The organism is Caballeronia sp. TF1N1 (assembly GCF_022878925.1).
GTDB lineage: Bacteria > Pseudomonadota > Gammaproteobacteria > Burkholderiales > Burkholderiaceae > Caballeronia.
This window is the reverse complement of sequence record NZ_CP084626.1, coordinates 1,229,863-1,251,561: the sequence shown is the minus strand read 5'-3', so window position 1 is coordinate 1,251,561 and position 21,699 is coordinate 1,229,863. Positions and strand designations below refer to the sequence as shown.

At 63.2% G+C, this 21,699-nt stretch carries 21 protein-coding genes; 12 read left to right on the top strand and 9 right to left on the bottom strand.

Going from position 1 to position 21,699, the window contains the following annotated elements; all coding sequences use genetic code 11:
• Positions 1–5: 5 nt before the first annotated feature.
• The gene (gene alr, locus LDZ28_RS05785; RefSeq protein WP_244827741.1) at positions 6–1,076 is read right to left on the bottom strand and encodes an alanine racemase; all 1,071 of its coding nucleotides are present in this window, start codon (positions 1,074–1,076) and stop codon (positions 6–8) included.
• A 294-nt stretch (positions 1,077–1,370) separates the two neighbouring features.
• Between alr and lplT the strand changes: the two genes are divergently transcribed.
• The 4 genes from lplT to thiD are packed head-to-tail and all read left to right on the top strand — an operon-like array spanning position 1,371 to position 5,024.
• Complete coding sequence (lplT, locus tag LDZ28_RS05780) at positions 1,371–2,678, top strand: lysophospholipid transporter LplT (RefSeq protein ID WP_244827740.1); 1,308 nt, start codon at positions 1,371–1,373, stop codon at positions 2,676–2,678.
• Between the two features lie 48 nt (positions 2,679–2,726).
• The gene (gene thiM, locus LDZ28_RS05775) at positions 2,727–3,542 is read left to right on the top strand and encodes a hydroxyethylthiazole kinase (protein ID WP_244827739.1); all 816 of its coding nucleotides are present in this window, start codon (positions 2,727–2,729) and stop codon (positions 3,540–3,542) included.
• Between the two features lie 11 nt (positions 3,543–3,553).
• Positions 3,554–4,195: a thiamine phosphate synthase gene (gene thiE / locus LDZ28_RS05770; RefSeq protein ID WP_244827738.1), complete on the top strand. Its 642-nt coding sequence runs from the start codon at positions 3,554–3,556 to the stop codon at positions 4,193–4,195.
• Between the two features lie 16 nt (positions 4,196–4,211).
• Positions 4,212–5,024: a bifunctional hydroxymethylpyrimidine kinase/phosphomethylpyrimidine kinase gene (gene thiD, locus LDZ28_RS05765; RefSeq protein WP_244827737.1), complete on the top strand. Its 813-nt coding sequence runs from the start codon at positions 4,212–4,214 to the stop codon at positions 5,022–5,024.
• A 23-nt stretch (positions 5,025–5,047) separates the two neighbouring features.
• Here thiD and LDZ28_RS05760 read toward each other — a convergent pair whose 3' ends face one another.
• Genes LDZ28_RS05760 through tsaB form a run of 4 tightly spaced genes read right to left on the bottom strand, consistent with a single transcriptional unit; the run spans position 5,048 to position 8,673 of the window.
• A complete protein-coding gene (locus LDZ28_RS05760; RefSeq protein WP_244827736.1) occupies positions 5,048–6,268 on the bottom strand; it encodes a DUF1853 family protein in 1,221 nt (406 codons plus the stop codon).
• Positions 6,268–7,410 (bottom strand): uracil-DNA glycosylase, encoded by a 1,143-nt coding sequence (locus tag LDZ28_RS05755; protein WP_244827735.1) that lies wholly within the window; start codon positions 7,408–7,410, stop codon positions 6,268–6,270. Before LDZ28_RS05755 ends, LDZ28_RS05760 begins: the two co-directional genes overlap by 1 nt.
• Positions 7,397–7,891 (bottom strand): ribosomal protein S18-alanine N-acetyltransferase, encoded by a 495-nt coding sequence (rimI, locus tag LDZ28_RS05750; RefSeq protein WP_244827734.1) that lies wholly within the window; start codon positions 7,889–7,891, stop codon positions 7,397–7,399. Before rimI ends, LDZ28_RS05755 begins: the two co-directional genes overlap by 14 nt.
• Positions 7,888–8,673: a tRNA (adenosine(37)-N6)-threonylcarbamoyltransferase complex dimerization subunit type 1 TsaB gene (tsaB, locus tag LDZ28_RS05745; RefSeq protein WP_244827733.1), complete on the bottom strand. Its 786-nt coding sequence runs from the start codon at positions 8,671–8,673 to the stop codon at positions 7,888–7,890. The genes rimI and tsaB overlap by 4 nt, the downstream gene beginning before the upstream one ends.
• 175 nt (positions 8,674–8,848) lie before the next feature.
• Here tsaB and LDZ28_RS05740 point away from each other — a divergent pair, with 175 nt between their 5' ends.
• The 3 genes from LDZ28_RS05740 to aceA all read left to right on the top strand — a co-directional run bounded on the left by LDZ28_RS05740 (position 8,849) and on the right by aceA (position 12,923).
• Entirely contained in the window at positions 8,849–9,118 is a 270-nt protein-coding gene (locus LDZ28_RS05740; protein ID WP_244827732.1) for an acyl-CoA-binding protein, read from the top strand.
• Positions 9,119–9,585: 467 nt separating this feature from the next.
• Positions 9,586–11,232, top strand: a complete 1,647-nt coding sequence (locus tag LDZ28_RS05735) for a DEAD/DEAH box helicase (protein WP_244827731.1) — start codon at positions 9,586–9,588, stop codon at positions 11,230–11,232.
• Between the two features lie 383 nt (positions 11,233–11,615).
• Positions 11,616–12,923, top strand: coding sequence for an isocitrate lyase (aceA, locus tag LDZ28_RS05730; protein ID WP_244827730.1), 1,308 nt, complete (start codon positions 11,616–11,618; stop codon positions 12,921–12,923).
• A gap of 85 nt (positions 12,924–13,008) precedes the next feature.
• Here the strand turns inward: aceA and LDZ28_RS05725 are convergent, their stop codons facing one another.
• Positions 13,009–13,443 carry a universal stress protein gene (locus LDZ28_RS05725; RefSeq protein WP_244827729.1) on the bottom strand — a complete coding sequence of 145 codons (435 nt, stop codon included), beginning with the start codon at positions 13,441–13,443 and terminating at the stop codon, positions 13,009–13,011.
• A 67-nt stretch (positions 13,444–13,510) separates the two neighbouring features.
• Entirely contained in the window at positions 13,511–14,413 is a 903-nt protein-coding gene (locus LDZ28_RS05720) for a LysR family transcriptional regulator (RefSeq protein WP_244827728.1), read from the bottom strand.
• A gap of 138 nt (positions 14,414–14,551) precedes the next feature.
• Between LDZ28_RS05720 and LDZ28_RS05715 the strand changes: the two genes are divergently transcribed.
• The 3 genes from LDZ28_RS05715 to LDZ28_RS05705 all read left to right on the top strand — a co-directional run bounded on the left by LDZ28_RS05715 (position 14,552) and on the right by LDZ28_RS05705 (position 17,420).
• Positions 14,552–15,319, top strand: a complete 768-nt coding sequence (locus LDZ28_RS05715; RefSeq protein WP_244827727.1) for a haloacid dehalogenase type II — start codon at positions 14,552–14,554, stop codon at positions 15,317–15,319.
• 55 nt (positions 15,320–15,374) lie between these two features.
• Positions 15,375–16,991, top strand: coding sequence for a malate synthase A (gene aceB, locus LDZ28_RS05710; protein WP_244827726.1), 1,617 nt, complete (start codon positions 15,375–15,377; stop codon positions 16,989–16,991).
• Between the two features lie 168 nt (positions 16,992–17,159).
• Positions 17,160–17,420: a DNA-binding protein gene (locus LDZ28_RS05705; RefSeq protein WP_244828011.1), complete on the top strand. Its 261-nt coding sequence runs from the start codon at positions 17,160–17,162 to the stop codon at positions 17,418–17,420.
• A gap of 39 nt (positions 17,421–17,459) precedes the next feature.
• On the opposite strand, the gene LDZ28_RS05700 is transcribed toward LDZ28_RS05705, so the two are convergent.
• Together LDZ28_RS05700 and bamC are read right to left on the bottom strand one after the other, a co-directional pair.
• Positions 17,460–17,750 (bottom strand): putative quinol monooxygenase, encoded by a 291-nt coding sequence (locus LDZ28_RS05700; protein WP_244827725.1) that lies wholly within the window; start codon positions 17,748–17,750, stop codon positions 17,460–17,462.
• 457 nt (positions 17,751–18,207) lie between these two features.
• Positions 18,208–19,401, bottom strand: coding sequence for an outer membrane protein assembly factor BamC (gene bamC, locus LDZ28_RS05695; RefSeq protein WP_244827724.1), 1,194 nt, complete (start codon positions 19,399–19,401; stop codon positions 18,208–18,210).
• Between the two features lie 456 nt (positions 19,402–19,857).
• Between bamC and LDZ28_RS05690 the strand changes: the two genes are divergently transcribed.
• Both LDZ28_RS05690 and LDZ28_RS05685 read left to right on the top strand, forming a co-directional pair.
• On the top strand, positions 19,858–20,331 hold the full coding sequence (locus LDZ28_RS05690; protein WP_244827723.1) for a DUF2844 domain-containing protein: 474 nt from the start codon (positions 19,858–19,860) through the stop codon (positions 20,329–20,331).
• Between the two features lie 14 nt (positions 20,332–20,345).
• The gene (locus LDZ28_RS05685; RefSeq protein ID WP_244827722.1) at positions 20,346–21,665 is read left to right on the top strand and encodes a DUF3443 domain-containing protein; all 1,320 of its coding nucleotides are present in this window, start codon (positions 20,346–20,348) and stop codon (positions 21,663–21,665) included.
• Positions 21,666–21,699: the final 34 nt, after the last annotated feature.

The following is a 21,699-nucleotide window of genomic DNA, read 5'->3' as shown; positions in this document are numbered from 1 at the left end:
CTGGATTATTCCGCGCGCACCGGCACGCGTTGCGCGATCGCGCACATCAATTCATAGCCGATGGTGCCGCACGAAGAGGCGACATCGTCGATAGGCAGATTCGGGCCCCACAGTTCGACGCGCGAGCCGATGCCCGCATGCGGAACCGGCGTGAGATCGACCGTGAGCATGTCCATGGACACGCGGCCGACGAGTTTCGTCCTCACGCCATCGACGATAACGGGCGTGCCTTCCGGCGCCACGCGCGGATAACCGTCCGCATAACCGCACGCCACCACGCCGATGCGAATGGCCTGTCCCGCCGTGTAAGTGGAACCGTAACCGATGCTGCTGCCCGCCTCGACCGTCTGCACGGCGATCAGCTCGGACGAAAGCGTCATGGCCGGACGCAGCCCGAGATTCGCGACATCGGCCGTCACGCCCGACGGCGACGCGCCATACAAAATGATGCCGGGCCGCACCCAGTCGAAGTGCGCGGCCGGATGCCACAGGACCGCCGCCGAGTTCGACAGGCTGCGCGCCCCCGCAATGCCTTCCGCGCCGCGTTCGAACGCCGCCAGCTGATGCGCGACGCCGCGTTCGCTGTCGGCATCGGAAAAATGGGTCATGAGCGTGATCTGCCCGATGCCCTGCACCGCCCGCGCCCGCTCCCACGCGGCGCGGAACCGCTCGGGCACGTAGCCGAGCCGGTTCATGCCGCTATTCATCTTCAACTGGATATTGATCGGCTTGGACAGCCGCGCCATTTCCAGCATGCGCAATTGCTCGTCGCAATGCACGGCCGTGGTTAGGCTGTAGCGGTCGATCACGTCGATATCGGTCGGCCGGAAGAAGCCTTCGAGCAGAAGAATCGGCCCGGCCCAACCCAATTCACGCAACTTTACGGCTTCTTCGAGGTCCAGAAGCCCGAAGCCGTCCGTTGCCCGAAGTCCGGGGAACGCTCGCGCAAGTCCGTGGCCATAAGCATTGGCCTTGACGACAGCCCAGATTTTGGATTTCGGCGCGTGCTTTCGTGCGACGGAGAGATTGTTGGCGAGTGCGGCGGTGTGAATGGTGGCGGAAAGGGGGCGCGGCATGAGCGTGTGTGGAATTGCGGTTCGGGCAGTCGGAAGGGCGAGCATACGCCAGCGTGGCATTGCGTGCTGCGGGTCTCAAAGACGCCTTGCGAATCAGTATCTTAAGAACAAACTCGCGGACGATCGTCTGTTTTTCGAGCGTCATCGAGATTACTGCTAGTCAGAATGCGCCTATTTTCGTGTTATAAAGCCGTGCGCACAACCCATTTCGAAAGGCATAAGCCCGATCGCAAGACAAGCGGCATGTCCGGCGGGCGGGGCGGATCACCCGCAGTGAGGAAAGCTTCGGATCAGATGAAAAAAGGTTTTTACACCATCATGGCCGCGCAGTTTTTCTCATCGCTGGCTGACAACGCTCTCCTGATTGCTGCCATTGCACTGCTGAAAGACCTTCACGCCCCGAACTGGATGACGCCGCTCCTGAAGCTGTTCTTCGTGCTCTCCTACGTGGTACTCGCGGCTTTCGTCGGCGCTTTCGCGGACTCGCGGCCCAAGGGCCGGGTGATGTTCGTCACCAATTCCATCAAGGTCGTCGGCTGCATCACCATGCTGGTGGGCGCGCATCCGCTACTGGCCTACGGCATCGTGGGCTTCGGCGCGGCGGCCTACTCGCCCGCGAAGTACGGAATTCTCACCGAACTGCTGCCCGCCGACCGGCTCGTTGCCGCCAATGGCTGGATAGAAGGCACCACGGTCGGGTCGATCATCCTGGGCACGGTCATGGGCGGCGCGCTCATCAGTCCGCATATTGCCGGGCATCTGCTCAGTCTGCACATTCCGAAAGTCAATACGCCCGCCGAAGCCGCCATGCTCGTGATCGTGCTGATGTATGTGATCGCCGCGATCTTCAACCTGCGCATTCCCGACACCGGCGCGCGTTATCCGAAGCAGGAAACGCGGCCGATCAAGCTCATCACCGATTTCGCCGGTTGCTTCGTGACGCTCTGGCACGACAAGCTCGGACAAATTTCGCTCGCGGTCACCACGCTCTTCTGGGGCGCGGGCGCGACCTTGCAGTTCATCGTGCTGAAATGGGCCGAAGTGTCGCTCGGCATGACGCTCTCGCAGGCCGCCATCTTGCAGGCGGTGATCGCGGTGGGCGTCGCGGTCGGCGCGGTGCTCGCGGCGGCGCGCGTGCCGCTCAAGCGCTCGCTGTCGGTGTTGCCGGTGGGCATCATGATGGGCATCGCCGTCATGCTGATGGCGTTCTACACGCGTCACCTCTTTCCCGCGCACTGGGGCATCTACTTCGGCAAGATGCACTTTCCGGGGTATCTGCTCGTCGCCTATTTGTTCCTGATGATCGTCGGCGGCTTGTCGGGCTTCTTCGTCGTGCCGATGAACGCGCTGCTCCAGCATCGCGGGCACGTGCTCTTGTCGGCGGGCCATTCGATCGCCGTGCAGAACTTCAACGAGAATCTCTCCGTGCTCGTCATGCTGTGCCTCTACGCCGTGCTGGTGTGGCTCGACGTGCCGATCCAGTTCGTGATCGTGCTGTTCGGCACCTTCGTGTGCCTGATGATGTACTTCGTCATGCGGCGGCATCAGGCGAATCAGCGCGCGTTCGATTCCGTCGCGCTGATCGGCGAAGCGCGGCATTGAAGGCGCGCGGCACGCTTTGCTCGTAGCATCGGCTAATCTTCTTCCATCATGCTTTCCGCCGATCTCTATTCCTTCGTCACGCGCGTGCGCGGTCATGCGCCGCTCGTGCATTGCCTGACGAATCTCGTCGTCACCAACTTCACGGCCAACGTGCTGCTTGCCGTCGGCGCCGCGCCGGCCATGGTCGTCGCGCGCGAGGAAGTCGGTGAATTCGCGCCGATCGCGGGCGCGCTCTCCGTCAATCTCGGCACGCTCGACGTCCCGCAGTCCCGCGCGATTCGTGCCGCCGTCGATGCCGCCAACGGCGCCGGCAAGCCGTGGGTGCTAGACCCGGTCGCGGTCGGCCCGCTCACGTTCCGCACGGAATTCGCGCTCGAACTGCTCGATCTCACGCCAGCGGTCATACGCGGCAACGCATCCGAGATCATCAGTCTCTCGGGCGGCGCTGCAAGCGGACGCGGCGTGGACAGCACCGCCGCCACCGACGCCGCGCTCGACGCCGCCCAGATCCTCGCGCTCAGGACGCAGGCAGTCGTCGCGGTGACGGGCGCCACCGACTACATCACCGATGGCCGGCAGGTCGTCGCGCTGTCGAACGGCTCGCCGCTGATGACGCGCGTAACCGGCGTGGGCTGCGCGCTCTCGGCGACGGTCGCGGCGTTCATCGCCACCGCGACATCGCGCGATGAACACTTCGCGGCGACGGTCGCAGCCATCGCCTATACGACGATTGCGGGCGAACTCGCCGCGCGCGATGCCGCCCTGCCCGGCAGTTTCGCGGTCGCGTATCTCGACCGGCTGGCCTCACTCGACGAGAACGCGTTCGGGCAGACGCTCGTCATGCGCGACGTCGCGCTTTCCTGATCGCTCGGCAAATGCGGCCTTCCTTCGATCTTTCGCTTTATCTCGTGCTCGATCCCGTGCAGTGCGGCGGACACGCTGCGGCGCTTGCCGTGGCGCGCGCGGCGCTCGAAGGCGGCGCGACCATCTTGCAATTACGCGCGCCCGAGTGGCACAAGCGCGCGTGGTACGAGCTCGCGCGCGATCTGCTGCCGCTCACGCATGCGCATGGCGTGCCGCTCATCATCAACGATCAGGTGGATGTCGCGCTCGCAGTCGGCGCCGATGGCGTGCATGTCGGGCAGCGCGATCTGCCGGCCGACGCCGTGCGACGCTTGCTGGGCGCGGATGCGATCATCGGTTTGTCGGTGGCCGATCGCGCCGAACTCGACGCGGCGAACGCGCTACGAGGAACCGTCGATTACCTCGGCGCGGGACCGGTGTACGCCACGCCGACGAAGACCGATGCATCGGCGCCATGCGGTATCGATGGCCTGGCTGCGCTCGTCGCCGATGCGTGTTTGCCCACGGTGGCGATCGGCGGCATTCAGACGCACAATGCCGCGGATGTCATGCGCGCGAAACCCGCGGGTCTTGCCGTCGTCTCCGCAATCTGCAAGGCGGCCGATCCCCGCGACGCGTCGCGCGTCTTGCGCGAGATCATCGAACGCGCCTGAACCTCACCGTCACCTTATGGCCGATACGAAAACCATCCCCAACGTGCTCACCATCGCCGGTTCCGACTCGGGCGGCGGCGCGGGTATCCAGGCCGATCTGAAAGCGTTCTCCGCGCTCGGCGCGTACGGCGCAAGCGTCATCACGGCGCTCACGGCGCAGAACACGTGCGGCGTCACGGCCGTGCATGCGCCGGAAGCGGCGTTCATCACCGCGCAACTCGATGCCGTGTTCGACGACATTCGCATCGACGCGGTGAAGATCGGCATGCTGGCGAACGCGGATATCGTGCGCGCTGTCGCCGATGCGCTCAGGCGGCATAAGCCGACGCATGTCGTGCTGGATACCGTGATGATTTCCAAGAGCAATCACGCGCTCCTCGCGCCGGAAGCGGTGGCGGCGTTGCGTGACGAACTGCTTCCGCTTGCCACGCTGGTGACGCCGAATCTGCCGGAGGCGGCGGCGCTGCTCGGCTCGACGATAGCCGTCGACGAAGACGAAATGGTCCGTCAGGGCGAAGCGCTGCGCTCGCTCGGCGCGCGCGCGGTGCTGATGAAAGGCGGCCATCTTGTTTCGGCCGATAGTCCCGACTGGCTCGTCGAGGCAAGCGGTTCGATGCGGCTTAACGGTGTGCGCGTGCCGCTCAAGAATACGCACGGGACGGGATGCACGTTGTCGTCGGCGATTGCGGCGCTGATTCCACAAACGGACGATCTCGCGAGCGCGGCGGCTGAAGCGAAGCGCTATCTCACGGGAGCGATCGAAGCGAGCGCGCGGCTCGATGTCGGGCACGGCGTCGGGCCGGTGCATCATTTTTATCGCTGGTGGTAGCGGTCGGCGCGCGCCTGAACGCTCTATAACCGCGCCGCCGCAAAGATCCGCGCGCGCTCCGGCCAGTCGTCCGGCACGATAAAGCCGCGCGATTCCTCGCTCCAGTTGCCCGCTTCATCGCGTCGATAAGCCGCGATCATCGTCGGCATGGCAATCTCTTGCAGACGCGCATGAATCACCGATGCCTCGGCCAACAACGCGTTCGCATCGTCTGCGCGGAGCCGCCGCGAAGCCAGCCACGCGAGTCGTGGCTGCACGATCCACGCGCGCTCATCGTGGGCATTGCTTGCCGTGCCACGCTTCTCGCGCCAGTCGGATGCCGTCATCCACCAGCCGCGCAAATGCTGCTCGCCGATTTCAGGCGCGCTCGCGACGCCTTCATCGCGATAAAAGAGACGCCCCTTGATGAACAAGCGCGGCTCCCACGGTCCTTCGTAACCCAGCGCGATGAACTCAGGACGCGCCGTCAGCGTGGACTGATGCGTCAGCAAGCGCGCATGTTTCAGATCGAAGCGATCCTGCAAGTTCGGTCCCACGTAGTCGGAAAGTCGTGAACTTGGCGACGCGGCGTCAGCGCCGACGTTTTGCGCGGCGCGTTCACCGACGAAGCGATCCGGCAGACGCGCACCGGACGGCGCGTCGATCTCGCCACCACCTTGCGCGGCGCGTTCACCGACAATGCGGCCTGGCAGACGCGCGCCTGACGGCGCGTCGAGATCGCCACCGCCTTGCGCGGCGCGTTCACCGACGAAGCGATCTGGCAGACGCGCACCGGACGACGCGTCGATATCGCCACCGCCTTGCGCGACAGGTTTGCCGATATGCAAATAAAACTTCACCGCGAGTTCCCAATGCAGCCGCGCGCCGTCCGCCGTTTCGAGCAGAAAATCGCATTCGCCGATAGTGCGACGCTGACGCCGTATCTGCACGTTCGCGGCGATCAGGCGCGCCGCCGGCCCGTGCGCAAGGAAGAATTCCAGCAGGCTTTCCGCATAGATGCCGAGCCGCGTGCTCTTTGGATTGCGCGTGTGGGCGTGGAGCGCGTCGGGCGCGGCATCGAGTTCGGCGAGCCACGCGAGCGTCGTTCGCCGCATTGCTTCGGAGTCGAAGGGATGAGCGAGCCGCGCGCCCGCATGATGCTCGTCGAGCAGGTCCGGCGAGAGTAGCAGCCACGCCAGATCCCGCACCGTCGTGTCGCCGAAACCATCGACGATGCGCGCGAAATCCGGCGATGGCGCCGACATCAGCGGCCGCCCTTTCGTCCTTCCTGCGCGCCCGCCTCGACGCCGAGCGCGGCGAGCGCATCCCGATACGTGCCGCGCGCGAGGCACAGATCCGCCCAGGCCTTGGCCTTGTCGGGCAGGCTGCGCAGCAGATACGCGGGGTGATACGTGACCACCACCGGCACGCCGCGATATTCATGCACGCGGCCGCGCATCGACGCGATGCTGCCGTCCGTCTTGAGAAGACTCTGCGCCGCGAAGCGCCCGAGCGCGACGATGATTTTCGGCTTCACGAGCTCGACCTGACGTTGCAGATAAGGCTCGCAGCGCGCGACTTCCTCGGGTTCCGGATTGCGATTGCCGGGCGGACGGCACTTCAACACGTTGGTGATGAAGACGTTCGACTCGCGCGACAGTTCGAGCGCGCGCAGCATGTTGTCGAGCAGCTTGCCGGCCTGGCCGACGAACGGTTCGCCTTCCTTGTCCTCGTTCTCGCCGGGCGCCTCGCCGATGAGCAGCCAATCCGCTTCGCGGTCGCCAACGCCGAACACCGTGTTGGTGCGGCGCTCGCACAGGCGGCAACGTTCGCAACCGGCAACGCGCGCGGCGAGCGTGTCCCAATCGAGCGTATGGATGTCGCTCGGGGCGTCGGCTGCGGCGGGCGACGGTGCGTAAAACGGCGCATCGTCGGTCCACGGGAGATCGTCGTAGGCTTCGAAAGGGGCTTCGTGGTCTTGAGGCGGCCTTGGTTCGCGATCGGCGCGAGTGACGGCTTCGGCTTCGGATTCGCGTGTGCGCGGTTGGTGGGCCGAAGCCTCAGGCGATGCGTCTTGCGCACGACCCTCAGGCGCTTGATTCGGCAGCGCATCGCCAGAAGTTGGGCTCGCCACATCTCCCCGACGCGTCGCCGATGCATCGTGTGGATTGGCTGCCGGAAGAGGCGTCAACCGCGCCTCCGATGTTTTCGAAGCCAACGATGCCGCCTTATCCGCATCCGGACTTGCCACTTCGCCACGCAACGAACGCGAAAGCCGCGCCTCGACTGCAACATCCGATGGCAACGTCAAGGAAGCCGAAGACGCGCCACCCGCGTCGCTCACCCGCCGCCGCACCCACACCGGCCCGAAGCCGAGTTCTTCCACAAGCAGATCATCGAGCGCCATGCGCACTCTCCTTCGGAAACGACAGACGCATGACGATTGCGTCCTCGCGCGAACGGTGCCGCGCGGGATAATAATTTTTCCGGCGCCCGATGGCCACGAAGCCAAAGCGCTCGTAAAGCTGAATGGCACGCGGGTTCGACGGCCGCACTTCGAGCAACACGCCTTCGAGCTTTTCCGTGCGCGTGATGCGCACCGCCTCGCGCAACAGCGTGAGCCCCGCTCCAGCGCGCTGCGCACTCGGCGCGACGCACAGGTTGAGCAGATGCATTTCATCGACGACCGGCATCAGCACGCAATAGCCGATGAGCGTGCCCGTCACATGCCGCAAGCACACGCCGTAATAACCATTGCGCAACGAGTCCTGAAAATTGCCGCGGCTCCACGGAAACTCGTACGCCATCTTTTCGACGGCGGCGACTTCGTCGAGATCGGCCTCGGTCATCGGCGTCAAATACCGGTCTGCCAGCAGCACGCCGCTCACCGCAGCGCCCCCTCGCCCGATGCGGCGCGCGCCTGCATGCGCTCCGCCGTCGTTTGCGCCACCTTGTCGCGGATATAGTCGGGCGCGGCCAGTTCAGGTGCAATCGCCCGTCCCGCGCGCCATTCGCGAAGCGCGATCAGCGCGACGGGAAGCGCGTGCGGCAAGGCATGACGATCGACGACCGTCGCGGCTGCAAGCGCGGGAAAACGCTCGCCAAAAGCCGTTGCGGCGTTGCCCGCGAGCGCAAAGGGGACATCGGGAAGCGGTACGGCCGCCGGTGCATCGAGCGATGCGGGATGCAGCGTGCGCCATGCGCCCGTTGCATCGTCGAACTCGAAGTCGGCCCAGTAGACTTCGTCCATGCGTGCATCGAGTGCGACGAGCACGCGCGCTGGCAGCGCTGCGTCGTGCAGGCGCGCCGCTTGTGCGCATGCGAAGAGCGTGCTCACGGGCACGACCGGCACGTTCAAGCCGAACGCCAAACCCTGCGCGACGCCTGTCGCGGTGCGCAATCCCGTGAAGGAGCCCGGACCCGCGCCGAACGCGATCGCCGAACATTCGGCAAGCGTGACGCCAGCGTCCTCGCACAACTCGCGCACCGCGGGCAGCAGCCGCGTGCTGGATACCGCGCCCGTCGCCTCGTGGCGAAACCAGACGCGTAGATCATCGTGTACGTATTGCGGGGCGACGATATCGGAAGGAGAAGAAGAATTGGCGAGCAAGAGCGCAACGGAGCAGAACTCCGTCGAGGTATCGAGGGCGAGCAGAACGGTGCGTGTCATAGCCGGTATTGTAATGCGGGACCCGCGACGCTTTCGCGCCATCTGAATCGGCGCGACGCGTTTTCGGCGATGCGTGGTCTCTGGAGGCTTCGCTCGGTTCGAAGAAAACCTCGGCCCATCCGGGAGAATGCGCTTGCTAAGATCGGCAGCCCAAAGACTCGCAGGAGAAACGCGCATGACCGAGATCGATCAGCAATTCGCCCAGGCGCAGAACGATGTCACGCAGTTGACCGAGCGCCCCGGCAATCTCACGCTGCTGCGCCTGTATGCGCTATTCAAGCAAGGCAGTCTCGGCGACGTTCAAGGCGACAAGCCAGGCTTCACCGATATCGCCGGCAAGTACAAGTACGAAGCCTGGGCCGCGCTCAAAGGCACACCCGCCGACGACGCCAAGCGGCGTTACGTGGAATTGGTCGATTCGCTCAGACGCGGCGACGCTGACTAATTCACGAACTAAGTATGCCGGCGCGCTTCAATGCCCGAAATTGGCGCGCAGGTGCTTCCTCATGTGGCGCGGTGCAACAAACTACGATATACTAGCGGTCAGCGCTTGACTGTAAGTTGCATCACCCGAGAAAGACCCAAGCAAGATCGGTGATCCTCCGAGCAACAAAGCGTTTCGTAGCGTTTTGCCCCAATCCAGTTTAGAAACTGTCCCCTCCCTGCCAGGCCGTCTGCGTGTTGTATTAGCGCGTTGTGTTGTTCGCATCTATCGGCCCGTCATGCATCAGGCTGACGTCAGCGCCCCTCGGGTCTGCCGTATCCTATACAGCTTCTAAAAAGATTCTCGCCGCGTATGCGTGCGAGTGGCCCCCGTTTTTCGATTTGCTCGCTGTTTCTTCGCTCGCTGAATCCAACGACCTGGGTATGCCGATTGGCGCCGACGCCTCATTTCCCGTTTCAAGGATCGACATGACTTCGAGCATTACCCCCAGCCCGTTGGACAACATTGCAGCACAAGCACTAGACCTCCCCGCAGCACCCGCAGTACAAGCCGTGGCACAACCCGAAGGCCCGACGTTCGAGTCGCTTGGCCTGTCCGCCGACATCGTTTCCGCGCTGACCGCCGCAGGCTATCAGTCGCCGACGCCGGTTCAGCAGCGCGCGATTCCCGCAGCGCTCGCCGGCCGCGATCTGCTCGTCTCCAGCCCGACCGGTTCGGGCAAGACGGCCGCGTTCATGCTGCCCGCCATCGAAAAATTCGCGCAAATGGAAAAGCTCCAGGCGCAGCAACCGCGCGCCCCGCGTGACCCGAATGCCAAGCCGGTGCGCCGTCAGCAACCCGTCGCGCGCCCGCGTCTGCTCGTGCTCACGCCGACCCGCGAACTTGCCATGCAGGTTTCCGCTGCCGCGACGACCTATGGCCGTCATCTGAAGCGTCTGCGCACGGTCAGCATTCTCGGCGGCGTGGCTTACGGCCAGCAATTGATGCTGCTTGCGAAGAACCCTGAGATTCTCGTCGCCACGCCGGGTCGCTTGATCGATCACCTCGAACGTGGCCGTATCGACCTGTCGACTCTCGACATGCTCGTGCTCGACGAGGCCGACCGCATGCTGGACATGGGCTTCATCGACGACATCGAAACGATCGTTGCCGCCACGCCAGCTTCGCGTCAGACGCTGCTGTTCTCGGCCACCATCGACGGCAAGATCGCTTCGCTCACCGGCCGTCTGTTGAAGGACCCGGAGCGCATCGAGATCGTTCAGAAGCTCGAAGCGCGCGACAACATCGCGCAACACGTGCATTACGTCGATGACCGCGATCACAAGGATCGTCTGCTCGACCATCTGCTGCGCGACGAAGGCCTCGATCAGGCAATCGTCTTCACGGCGACCAAGAGCGACGCGGACCTGATCGCCAACCGTCTGTCGGACGCTGGCTTCGATTCCGCCGCATTGCACGGCGACCTGCCGCAAGGTGCACGCAATCGCACGATTCGCGCGCTGCGCGAAAAGCGCGTTCGCGTACTGGTCGCGACCGACGTGGCTGCACGCGGTATCGACATTCCCGGCATTACGCACGTGTTCAACTACGATCTGCCGAAGTTTGCGGAAGACTACGTGCACCGTATCGGCCGCACGGGTCGCGCGGGCCGCAGCGGCATCGCGGTGAGCCTCGTGCATTACGCTGAAATCGGCGCGCTGAAGCGTATCGAGCGCTTCGTGCGTTCGCCGCTGCCGGTGAACGTCGTGGTCGGCTTCGAGCCGCGCAAGTCGCCGCCTAAGGGTGGTTTCGGTGGCGGCGCTGGCGGCCGTGGTCGTCCGGGCGGCGGCAATGGCGGCGGTCGTCGCTTCGGCAGCGGCGGTGGCAATGGCGGCAGCGGTAACGGCGGTGGCCGCGGCTACGGCGCGTCCAACGCCAGCGGCTACGGTAACAAGCCGAGCACCGGTTCGCGCGAAGGCGGTTATCGCGGTGAAGGCGGCGGCTATCGCGGCGCCAACGCTGGCGGCAGCGAAGGCGGTTATCGTGGCGGTTCGCGCGATGGCGGTTTCGGTGGCCAGCGTGACGGTTTCGCCCGCCGCAGCGATGGTCCGCGCGCCCCGCGCCGCGGCAGCTAAGCCCCGATCGCTTAAACGGCAAGGCGGCCTTCGAGCCACTTTGCCCGATAGCACAAAAAAACCGATGCCTCGCGCGTCGGTTTTTTTTGTCCGCTCGCCATATTTCACGATGTGCAATGATCTTTTGCGTCGCAAAAGATGTGCTGCGCGGCACAACGTCGGGCGTTGCAAGATGGAAAATCGTATTCCGCATCGTGGAAACATTGCTCCATCTCATTGTATTCTAAAGAAAATTATTATCCGAAAATCTCTCTGCAGGGACTGTGTTGCGCGCGGCAATTTGCCTAGACTCTTATATAAGAGTTGAGCAAACGAAACCGCCGACGTCGGCGCACGAAGCTCAAATCGCCAAGGAACTCAGTTCAATCTCAAGGAGAAACGCCATGACCTCACGTCAACAGCAAGCCCAACAACTCCATCAGGAATGGGAAACGGATTCGCGCTGGAAAGGTGTCAAGCGCAGCTATTCGGCGGAGGACGTGGTGCGTCTGCGCGGCTCCGTGCCGGTCGAGCACACGCTCGCGCGGCGTGGCGCTGAAAAGCTGTGGGCGTCGATTCATGAAGAGCCGTTCGTCAACGCGCTTGGCGCATTGACTGGCAATCAGGCGATGCAGCAGGTGAAAGCCGGCCTCAAGGCCATCTACCTGTCCGGCTGGCAAGTCGCGGGCGATGCCAATGTCGCGGGCGAGATGTATCCGGATCAGTCGTTGTATCCGGCGAACTCGGTGCCCCTCGTCGTGAAGCGCATCAACAACACGCTTACGCGCGCCGATCAGATTCAATGGTCCGAAGGCAAAAATCCGGGCGATGCCGGCTACGTCGATTACTTCGCGCCGATCGTCGCGGATGCCGAAGCCGGTTTCGGCGGCGTGCTCAACGCCTTCGAACTGATGAAGGCGATGATCGAAGCCGGCGCAGCGGGCGTGCACTTCGAGGACCAGTTGGCGTCGGTGAAAAAGTGCGGCCACATGGGCGGCAAGGTGCTGGTGCCCACGCGTGAGAACGTCGCGAAGCTGACCGCCGCGCGTCTCGCCGCCGACGTCTGCGGCACGCCGACGCTCGTCATTGCGCGCACGGATGCCGAAGCCGCCGATCTCGTCACGTCCGACATCGACGACAACGACAAGCCGTTCCTGACCGGCGAGCGCACCGTGGAGGGCTTCTATCGCACGCGTCCGGGGCTGGATCAGGCAGTGTCGCGCGGCCTCGCCTACGCGCCGTATGCGGACCTCGTATGGTGCGAAACCGGCAAGCCGGACCTGGAATACGCGAAGAAATTCGCCGAAGCCATCCACAAGCAGTTCCCGGGCAAGATGCTCTCGTACAACTGCTCGCCGTCGTTCAACTGGAAGAAGAATCTGGACGACGCGACCATCGCCAAGTTCCAGCGCGAACTCGGCGCAATGGGCTACAAGTTCCAGTTCATCACGCTCGCGGGTTTCCACGCGCTGAACTACTCGATGTTCAACCTCGCGCACGGCTACGCCCGCTCGCAGATGAGCGCATTCGTCGAACTGCAGCAAGCCGAATTCGCTGCCGCTGACAAGGGTTTCACGGCGGTCAAGCATCAACGCGAAGTGGGCACCGGCTATTTCGATGCCGTCACGCAAACGGTCGAACGCGACGCATCGACGACCGCGCTGCATGGATCGACGGAAGACGAGCAGTTCTTCGACAAAAAGGTCGCGTAAAAGCGCCAGGCTGAATCAGGGAGCGCAGTGAAACCGACGGCGGCCGTGGCGACATGGCCGCCGTTTTTCATTTCACCGTGACCTGTCACCGATAGACGATGACCGGAATCTTGGTATGCGTGAGCACGCGCTGTGTCTCGCTGCCGATCAGGAGACTGCCGAGCCCGCGTCTGCCGTGCGAGGCCATCAGAATCACGTCGCAGCCGTTGCCCTCCGCCGCCTCGATGATGCCGATATACGGCGCCGCGTCGATGCTCGTCACGCTGTCGCACGCCACGCCTGCCGCGATCGCCGCGCGTTCGACGGCGCGCAGATGATCGCGGGCTTCGCGTTCGGCGCGCGTGTGGAAGTCGTCGGGTGGTTCGACGGCGACATCGGCGAAAGGCGAATAAGGGTATTGCGGCAGGCACGCGTAAGCCGTGATGCGTGCGCCAACGGATTGCGCGAGGTCGATCGCGCCGTCGATGGCCTTTTGCGACAGTTCGGAACCGTCCGTCGGCACAAGGATGTGTTTGAACATGGCGTCCTCCTTCGGGCGTCGGTGCGTGCTTTCATTCTAGTGCCGCAAACGCGCGATCAAGGGCGGTTCATCCCCAGTATCCCGAAGCGTTATACGTATGCTTGAGCAGATCGAGAAAAAGACGCACGCGCAACGGCAAGTGCCGGCGTTGCGGAAAAACGGCGTGAATGCCGATAGGCGGCGCGGCGAACGCATCGAGCACGCTCTCGAGGCGTCCCGCGCCGATATCGTCGCCCACCTCCCACCACGACCGCCACGCGAGCCCGCGCCCTTCCATGCACCACTCGTGCAGCACGGCGCCGTCCGAGCACTCCATCGTGCCGGAGACTTTGATCGTCACTACCTTGCCATCTTGCTGAAACACCCAGCCGCGCTGCTGATTCGCCGATGCCCCAAGCGCGAGACAGTTGTGATGCGCAAGCGCCGCGAGGTCCGCGGGTTCGCCGAATTTCGCGAGATAGTCGGGCGACGCCACGCACACGCGCCGGTTCTCGCCGAGTTTGAGCGACACGAGCGACGAATCCGGCAACTCGCCGAGACGCACGGCGCAGTCGAAGCCTTCGTTGACGAGATCGACCATGCGGTCGGTGAGATCGAGACTCACGGAAACGTCCGGATGCAGCGTCGTGAATTTCGGCACGAGCGGCGCGACGTGACGCCGCCCGAAGCCCGCCGGCGCCGACACGCGCAGATGCCCGCTCGCCTTCACGCCGCCCGCCGACACGCTCGATTCCGCGTTCTGCATGTCGTTGATGATGCGCTGGCAGTCTTCGAGAAACGCCGAGCCTTCGAACGTCAGCGTGATCTTGCGCGTCGTGCGCACGAGCAGCTTGACGCCGAGCCGTTCTTCGAGCGCGTCGAGCCGCCTGCCGATCACCGCGGGCGCGATGCCTTCCGCCTGCGCCGCCGCCGACAAGCTGCCTTTTGCCGCGACGGCCGCGAACGTCTCAATCTGCTTGAATCGATCCATGCGTTTTTTTCGTCAAATGCGGGACTCGCGCTCAGATTAGGTATTAAAAAGTAAAAGATCAAGTGATCCGGCGATGCTTTTTCCTTCACTACGATCACCAATACAATCCAACCCGACCTCTACATGGAGCGCACGGCTATGTCGGCCATAACGACACACCCATCTCCTCGCGCAGTGATTTTCGACGCCTACGGCACGCTCTTCGACGTTCACTCGGTCGTCTCGGTGGCCGAGCAACTGTTTCCCGGCAAGGGCGAGCCGCTCTCGCAGCTCTGGCGGCAAAAGCAGATCGAATACACGCAGTTGCGCACGCTCGCCGATCCGTCGGGTAGCCATTACGCGCCGTTCTGGGACATCACGATCGATGCCCTGCGCCACGCCGCCGCCCGCCTCGGTCTTGCCGATGCGCTCACCAGCGCCGCCGAGAAGCGTCTGATGGACGAATACGCCTGCCTGTCCGCGTTCCCCGATACCGTGACCGCGCTCAAACAATGGCGCGAGCGCGCAGGCATTCCCCTCGCGATCCTGTCCAACGGCAATCCGCCGATGCTCGATATCGCCATCAAAAGCGCGGGCATGACGGGACTCTTCGACCACGTGCTTTCCGTCGATGCGGTGCGCGCCTACAAGCCCGCCGCCGCCGCGTACGAACTCGGCACGCGCGCTTTCGGCGCGGCGGCGCGCGAGATCGTGTTCGTGTCGTCGAACGGCTGGGATATCGCGGGCGCGACCTGGTTCGGCTACACGACGTTCTGGATCAATCGCGCCGGCTTGCCGGTTGAAGAACTCGGGCTCGCGCCACGTGCAACGGGACGCGGCATGGCCGAACTGATCGAATTCATCGAAGGTGGATGCAAGCCACAGGACATCCCCTTACGTGGTGCGCGCCGGGCGCCGCGCAACTGATTTACCGCCTCACCGCTACAAGCAAAACCGTCTGACCGACCAAGGAGATTTCAACATGACGCAGACATCGCAATCGCATCCGCTCTCGTTGCCCGAAGGCATGCGCATCGCGGCTGAGATCAAGCCGGGCTTCGAAACCGTCCTCACGCCCGAGGCGCTCGCGCTCGTTGCATCGCTGCATCGCCGTTTCGAGCCGCGTCGCCGCGAACTGCTCGCCGCGCGTATCGACCGTACCCGGCGGCTCGATGCAGGCGAGCGTCCCGACTTCCTCGCATCGACCGAATCGATTCGCGCAGGCGACTGGAAAGTGGCGCCGTTGCCGAAGGACCTGCAATGCCGTCGTGTGGAGATCACCGGTCCGGTCGAGCGCAAGATGATCATCAACGCGCTCAACTCCGGCGCGGATTCGTACATGACCGACTTCGAGGATTCAAACGCGCCGAGTTGGGACAACCAGATCACCGGCCAGCTCAATCTGATGGAGGCCGTGCGCCGCACCATCTCGCTCGAACAGAACGGCAAGTCATACAAGCTCAACGACCAGGTCGCCACGTTGATCGTGCGTCCGCGCGGCTGGCATCTGGATGAGAAACACGTGACGGTCGATGGCGAGCGCGTCTCGGGCGGCATCTTCGACTTCGCGCTGTTCCTGTTCCACAACGCGAAGGAACTGATCGCGCGCGGCAGCGGCCCTTACTTCTATCTGCCGAAGATGGAGAGCCATCTCGAAGCGCGTCTGTGGAACGACATCTTCATCGCGGCGCAGGAAAGCGTGGGCATTGCGCGCGGGACGATTCGCGCGACCGTGCTGGTCGAAACCATTCTCGCGGCCTTCGAAATGGACGAGATTCTGTACGAACTGCGCGAACATAGCTCCGGCCTGAACGCAGGCCGCTGGGATTACATCTTTTCCGCGATCAAGAAGTTCAAGAACGATCCAAACTTCTGCCTCGCCGATCGCGCCAAGATCACGATGACCGTGCCCTTCATGCGCGCATATGCGCTCGAATTGCTGAAGACGTGCCACAAGCGCAATGCGCCGGCTATCGGCGGCATGGCGGCGCTGATTCCGATCAAGAACGATCCCGCCGCGAACGAAAAAGCGATGGGCGGCGTACGTTCCGACAAGGCGCGCGATGCCACCGACGGTTACGACGGCGGCTGGGTCGCGCATCCGGGACTCGTGCCCATTGCGATGGAAGAATTCGTGAAAGTGCTCGGCGACAAGCCGAATCAGATCGCGAAGCAGCGTGACGACGTACAGGTGAGCTCACACGATCTGCTCGATTTCCGTCCCGAAGAACCGATCACCGAAGCCGGTTTGCGCAATAACGTGAACGTGGGCATCCACTATCTCGGTTCGTGGCTCGCGGGCAATGGCTGCGTGCCGATCCATAACCTGATGGAAGATGCCGCGACCGCCGAGATTTCGCGTTCGCAAGTGTGGCAGTGGATTCGTTCGCCGAAGGGCAAACTCGACGATGGCCGCAAGGTCACGGCAGCGATGGTGCGGGAGATCACCATCGACGAACTCGAGAAGGTCAAGCAGTCGGTCGGCGGCGCGGGCAGCGATACCAAGCCTTACGAACGCGCGGCCAAGATCTTCGAAGAGATGTCGACTTCGGCGCAGTTCACCGAATTTTTGACCCTGCCGCTTTACGAGGCGATCTGACCCGCGAAGGTTGAGTCGTTCATCGCGAAACGTGCATTGCGAACAAACGGCCTGCGGGCCGTTTGTTCATTGAGACGTGGCGAACGAATCGCGCATGGCGTGTGCTACATTGCGCATCGTCTTTTTAACGATTCAACCGTGGAGCGCACTGACCGTGCGAACGACAGCATGAGCAATATCCAGCTCGATATCGAATGGACCGAGGCGGCATCGCGCAAAATCGAGAAACTGATGCCGCGCAACGCCAGCAAGGACGCCTATCTGGCGCTGCCGCCGGTCGAATGTCTGCCGATGGAAGGCGATGTGCTTTTCCTCGGGCCGTCGGGCAAGCAGCAACCGTTTATCGTGGCCGAGCGTCAATATCATCACGACGGCGATGCGGACTGGACCATCATTCTGATCCTCGACGTCCCGCACGAAACGCACTAACGACCCAACGGCATCCGCGCCGTTCATTCACGCCGCAGTTCAGAGAATCTTGCCTGCGACGTGAACCTCGCCGTGCTCGGCCAGTTCCGGCGACTTGGCGCGAAACGCCTGGATATGCGCGGACTTGCCGTGCTCGGCGAGCGCCTCTTCGCTTTCCCAACGCTCGACGAAGATGAAGCGGCGCGGTTCCTTTACATCGCGATGCAAGTCGTATTGCAACGCGCCGCGTTCCTTGCGAGTCGGCTCGACATTCGCTTCGAGCACTTTCCTGAGTTCCTCTTCCTTGCCTGGCTTCGCGACAAAAATAGCGACGACTGCGACTTCCGACATAAGCGTTCTCCTCGTTTCAATGTTGGGATGGAACGCGAAGCATAACTGCGCGCGGCGCACTTTGCCGTTTTCGATCCACAAAGAAAAAACCCGCGTTCCGAATGAAACGCGGGTAAAAACCGTCGCCCTACGAGGATAGGCGACGGGGCCATCGGGGTTCGCGAGAACGCGAACCATTATTCGTTTGTCCTGTATCGGCGCTTCGCTGTACCGTGTTCGCTGATGACGTAATGTACTGTCCACTCGGTCGTTTTCTATAAGCTTTTGCGCACATAGCGCGATAGAAAGAATCCTCTGCGCAATAAGCGCGGAACGCTCGCATATGCGTTCAATCGCACGACCGATTTTTTCGCTATCGGCTTAACTTGTCGCGCCGAGAAAGGTTGACGAAAAAAAACCGCCTCGATGACGAGGCGGTTTGCACACGATGAGAGCCCGAAGGCTGCGAACGCGATGATCAGCCGATCTGACCGGCCAACAAGGCCATGATCTGACGCGCTTGCGGCGAAGAATCGAGTTGACCTTTGTCGTCGACGATTGCGACGCGTGTTTGCTGTTCGGTGACCGCGCGCACGTTGACCTGATATTGCTTCGCGACCATCTCCTTGCGGCCGTGGAACACTTGGCTCCAAAAGCCCTGCTCGGCCGATGTCTTGTCGTTCGGATCGACGTAACGCACGTAGTAGACGCCACGCCCACGGTCGCGATCGTCCACGGTGAAGTTCGCCCGATCCAGCGCGATGCCCACGCGCAGCCACGCGCGGTCGTAGGCTTCGGGCAGGGTCAGCTCCGATGTCGTGGCTTCGGGTACGGCTTCGTTGCGAATGGGGCTGTTGCCTGCGTTGGCCGCGTTCTGCGCGGCAACCGATGCAGCCTTCTTGTCGCCAGCCTTGGCGCTCGCCGCCGCGGCGGTCGCGCCCGGCAAAGACGTGCCGCCCGCTTGACGCGTGTCCGCGTTGGTAAGCGAAGTCATCAAACGGCGCAGGTATTCGTTTTCGAGCGCGGGGTCGTTCGGACGCGCCTGCCACTGGCTCGTGTCGTTGTTTACGCCGGTCAACGCTTCACGCATGCCCTTCTGGCTGATGAACACGTACGTGCCTCCGTTGGGCGCCGCTTCGAGACGCGTGCGGTATTTGTTGCGCTCGGCCGTGACATAGGAATTGCCCGTGGCCTTGGAGAGCGTGTCGCGAATCAGGCCATCTGAAATTTGCGGATGCGTTTCGTTCCAGTCGGTTTCCATCACGCCTTTATCGCGTTGATCGACGACGAGCAGGAAGCCCTGCTCTTGCCAGAACCGGCGGATCTGCGGCCAGACCTGATCGGGCGCGCGGTCGTCGACGACGAGCCAGCGCTCGGCGCCATCGCGCTGAATGCGCATGCCCGTGATTGGCGGCACCACCGTGGGTGCGGTGGGCGCGACCTTCTGGACTTGCTGCAGATCGGAAAGGGATGTCTGCCCGCCCTGTGGCGGCAGCGAACGCTGATCGACGGCTTCGTCGAGCAGGTTCGGCGGATTCGCGAGGGTTTCCTGCTTGGAGCGCTGATCGCTCTTGTAGTTGATCGCGTTAGGTGAAGACGTGCCGCAACCCGCCACGATTCCTGCCACTGCGACGACCGCAGCAACCCGCCTGGTTACACGAAAATCTGTCATGTCTGGAAAGTCCTTCCGCAACGCCACGGGTTCTTCCGTGGATCAACCCAGCATTTTACCGGTCTGGCGGTGTCTCTGGCAAAAAGAGGCCGGTTTCGTTTTCCGCGACGCTCGTCGCGATATTGATCCACGGAAACTGGATGCTTTTTGTCGCCGAGATTTGTTGGCAATTCGCCATCGGCAGCGAATGCGCTTTTGTTGCGGTCAAAAGGCATGGATGCACCCATGCCATTAGATCGTCTTCGCCTCGAAATGACAATTTATGACAGTCTCAAAAATAGGCAATTTGGCTTTTCGAGCTTCGTAACGTACTGATTTTCAAGGCACCACGCCCTTCTTTCGAAGGCTTTTCGCGGCTTTCGAGTGCCTCGGGCGACGGTATCGCCCATCCCCTTCTTCCCTCTAGAATCGCTCTCCAAATTAAGAATTATCTGAGTGAAACTGAGAGAGGAACACGTGACTACGCCAAGACATACGCTAAGAAATCCTCATTACCTCGCGGCGGCTTGCATCGCGCTCGGCGGATCGATGGCCGCGCCTGCACAAGCGCAACTCGGCGCGATAGCGCGCAGCGCCGTATTTTCGCCAGGGGTCGTCGCGCATCGATCGACGCACGGCCTGCTCGATTACGTCGAAACGACGGACGCGAACGGCATCGTCGTGCGCGAATACGTCGCGGCCAGCGGCGCCGTGTACGCAATCTCCTGGCGCGGACCGGCCATGCCCGACACCGAAGCGCTGCTCGGCGCGTACTTTCAGCGCTTCAAGGACGGCGCGAACGCTTCGTCGGGCGATGCCGGTCTGCACGCGACGCGCATCGCGAATGGCGATCTCGTCGTCGAAAATCACGTGCGGCTGCGTGAGTTCAGTGGCCGCGCATGGCTCGTGAGCGCGCTTCCAGTTGGCGTATCCACCGCCGATATTCAATGACGATGGAGGCACGCATGCCTATTCGCACGCATCTCACGCTTCTTATCGTCACCGCACTGGCCTTGACCGCATGCGGCGGTGGCGGCAGTTCCGACAGCGCCACGCCGGCACCTGCGGCACCTGCACAAGCCAGCGCGCCCGCGACGGGCAGCGCGCCGGGCACGGCAAGCGTCCCGGCCGCGGCAAGCGCCGCCAGCAGCGCCAGTGCGGCATCCGCACCGAGCGCCGACTCCACCACCGTCGTGCAATCGACCACGCCGAACGTGCAGACCATCACCGTCACCAGCACGCCAACTCGCACGCGCAACATGCTGCAGACGAGCGTCACTATCTGCGTGCCGGGCACGAATACTTGCCAGACCATCGACAACATCCAGGTCGATACCGGCTCGCACGGGCTGCGCGTGCTGGCGTCGGCACTGAACTCGCAAATCGCGCTGCCGCTCGTCGCGGCAAGCGGTTCGAACGGGATCGTCGCCGAATGCTCGGTGTTTGGCACCGGCTACACATGGGGCGCCGTGCGCACCGCCGATGTGCGGCTCGCCGGCCAAGTCGCGGGGGCAACCTCCGTGCAGTTGATCGCCGATGCGTCGACGCCCACGGCGCCCGCCGATTGCGCACAGTCCGGCCTGCCGATGCTCGACGCATCGAAGCTGCGCGGCAACGGCATTCTCGGCGTCGGTCCGTTCACCGCCGATTGCGGCGCGGGCTGCGCCGCCTCCGCCATGCCGCGCTGGTACTACACCTGCAACGCGGGCGGCGGTTGCACGGCGAGCAGCTTGCCGGTTGCGCAGCAGGTGACCAATCCGGTCGCCAACTTCGCCGCCGACAACAACGGCGTGCTGATCGAACTCCCCGCCATTCCAGCCGCAGGCGCATCCGCGGTCACGGGGACGATGACCTTCGGCATCGGTTCGCAGGTGAACAATCTGCTTGGCTCGGCGACGGTGTTGAAATCGAGTTCGTCTTCCGGCTATGTGTCGACGAGCTTCGGCGGCAGTCAGTATGGGACGAGCTTCATCGACAGCGGATCGAATGGGCTGTTCTTCCCTTCGACGAGCATCACGACATGCGGCGCGTGGTATTGCCCGGCGGCGACGCAAGCCTTGAGCGCGACCGTGCGTTCGACGAGCGGCATCACGACAGACGTCTCGTTCAGCGTCGCGCAATCGACCACGTTGATCGCAAGCGGCAATTTTGCGTTCAGCAATCTCGCCGGACCGTCGAGCGGATACTTCGACTGGGGCTTGCCATTCTTCTTTGGTAGACGCGTGTTCACGGCGCTCGAAGGACGCGCGACGCCCGCAGGAAACGGGCCGTATTACGCGTTCTAAAAAGCGAGGGCCGTTCGCGATGAACGGCCCTCGG

Bases quoted from the DNA above. Each gene is read 5' to 3' on its own strand.
- LDZ28_RS05755 (WP_244827735.1), bottom strand. From the start codon at position 7,410: ATGGCGCTCGATGATCTGCTTGTGGAAGAACTCGGCTTCGGGCCGGTG.
- tsaB (WP_244827733.1), bottom strand. From the start codon at position 8,673: ATGACACGCACCGTTCTGCTCGCCCTCGATACCTCGACGGAGTTCTGC.
- lplT (WP_244827740.1), top strand. From the start codon at position 1,371: ATGAAAAAAGGTTTTTACACCATCATGGCCGCGCAGTTTTTCTCATCG.
- LDZ28_RS05705 (WP_244828011.1), top strand. From the start codon at position 17,160: ATGAGCAATATCCAGCTCGATATCGAATGGACCGAGGCGGCATCGCGC.
- thiD (WP_244827737.1), top strand. From the start codon at position 4,212: ATGGCCGATACGAAAACCATCCCCAACGTGCTCACCATCGCCGGTTCC.
- bamC (WP_244827724.1), bottom strand. From the start codon at position 19,401: ATGACAGATTTTCGTGTAACCAGGCGGGTTGCTGCGGTCGTCGCAGTG.
- LDZ28_RS05720 (WP_244827728.1), bottom strand. From the start codon at position 14,413: ATGGATCGATTCAAGCAGATTGAGACGTTCGCGGCCGTCGCGGCAAAA.
- LDZ28_RS05725 (WP_244827729.1), bottom strand. From the start codon at position 13,443: ATGTTCAAACACATCCTTGTGCCGACGGACGGTTCCGAACTGTCGCAA.
- LDZ28_RS05735 (WP_244827731.1), top strand. From the start codon at position 9,586: ATGACTTCGAGCATTACCCCCAGCCCGTTGGACAACATTGCAGCACAA.
- LDZ28_RS05700 (WP_244827725.1), bottom strand. From the start codon at position 17,750: ATGTCGGAAGTCGCAGTCGTCGCTATTTTTGTCGCGAAGCCAGGCAAG.
- LDZ28_RS05685 (WP_244827722.1), top strand. From the start codon at position 20,346: ATGCCTATTCGCACGCATCTCACGCTTCTTATCGTCACCGCACTGGCC.
- aceA (WP_244827730.1), top strand. From the start codon at position 11,616: ATGACCTCACGTCAACAGCAAGCCCAACAACTCCATCAGGAATGGGAA.
- LDZ28_RS05715 (WP_244827727.1), top strand. From the start codon at position 14,552: ATGTCGGCCATAACGACACACCCATCTCCTCGCGCAGTGATTTTCGAC.
- LDZ28_RS05740 (WP_244827732.1), top strand. From the start codon at position 8,849: ATGACCGAGATCGATCAGCAATTCGCCCAGGCGCAGAACGATGTCACG.
- LDZ28_RS05760 (WP_244827736.1), bottom strand. From the start codon at position 6,268: ATGTCGGCGCCATCGCCGGATTTCGCGCGCATCGTCGATGGTTTCGGC.
- aceB (WP_244827726.1), top strand. From the start codon at position 15,375: ATGACGCAGACATCGCAATCGCATCCGCTCTCGTTGCCCGAAGGCATG.
- thiM (WP_244827739.1), top strand. From the start codon at position 2,727: ATGCTTTCCGCCGATCTCTATTCCTTCGTCACGCGCGTGCGCGGTCAT.
- alr (WP_244827741.1), bottom strand. From the start codon at position 1,076: ATGCCGCGCCCCCTTTCCGCCACCATTCACACCGCCGCACTCGCCAAC.
- thiE (WP_244827738.1), top strand. From the start codon at position 3,554: ATGCGGCCTTCCTTCGATCTTTCGCTTTATCTCGTGCTCGATCCCGTG.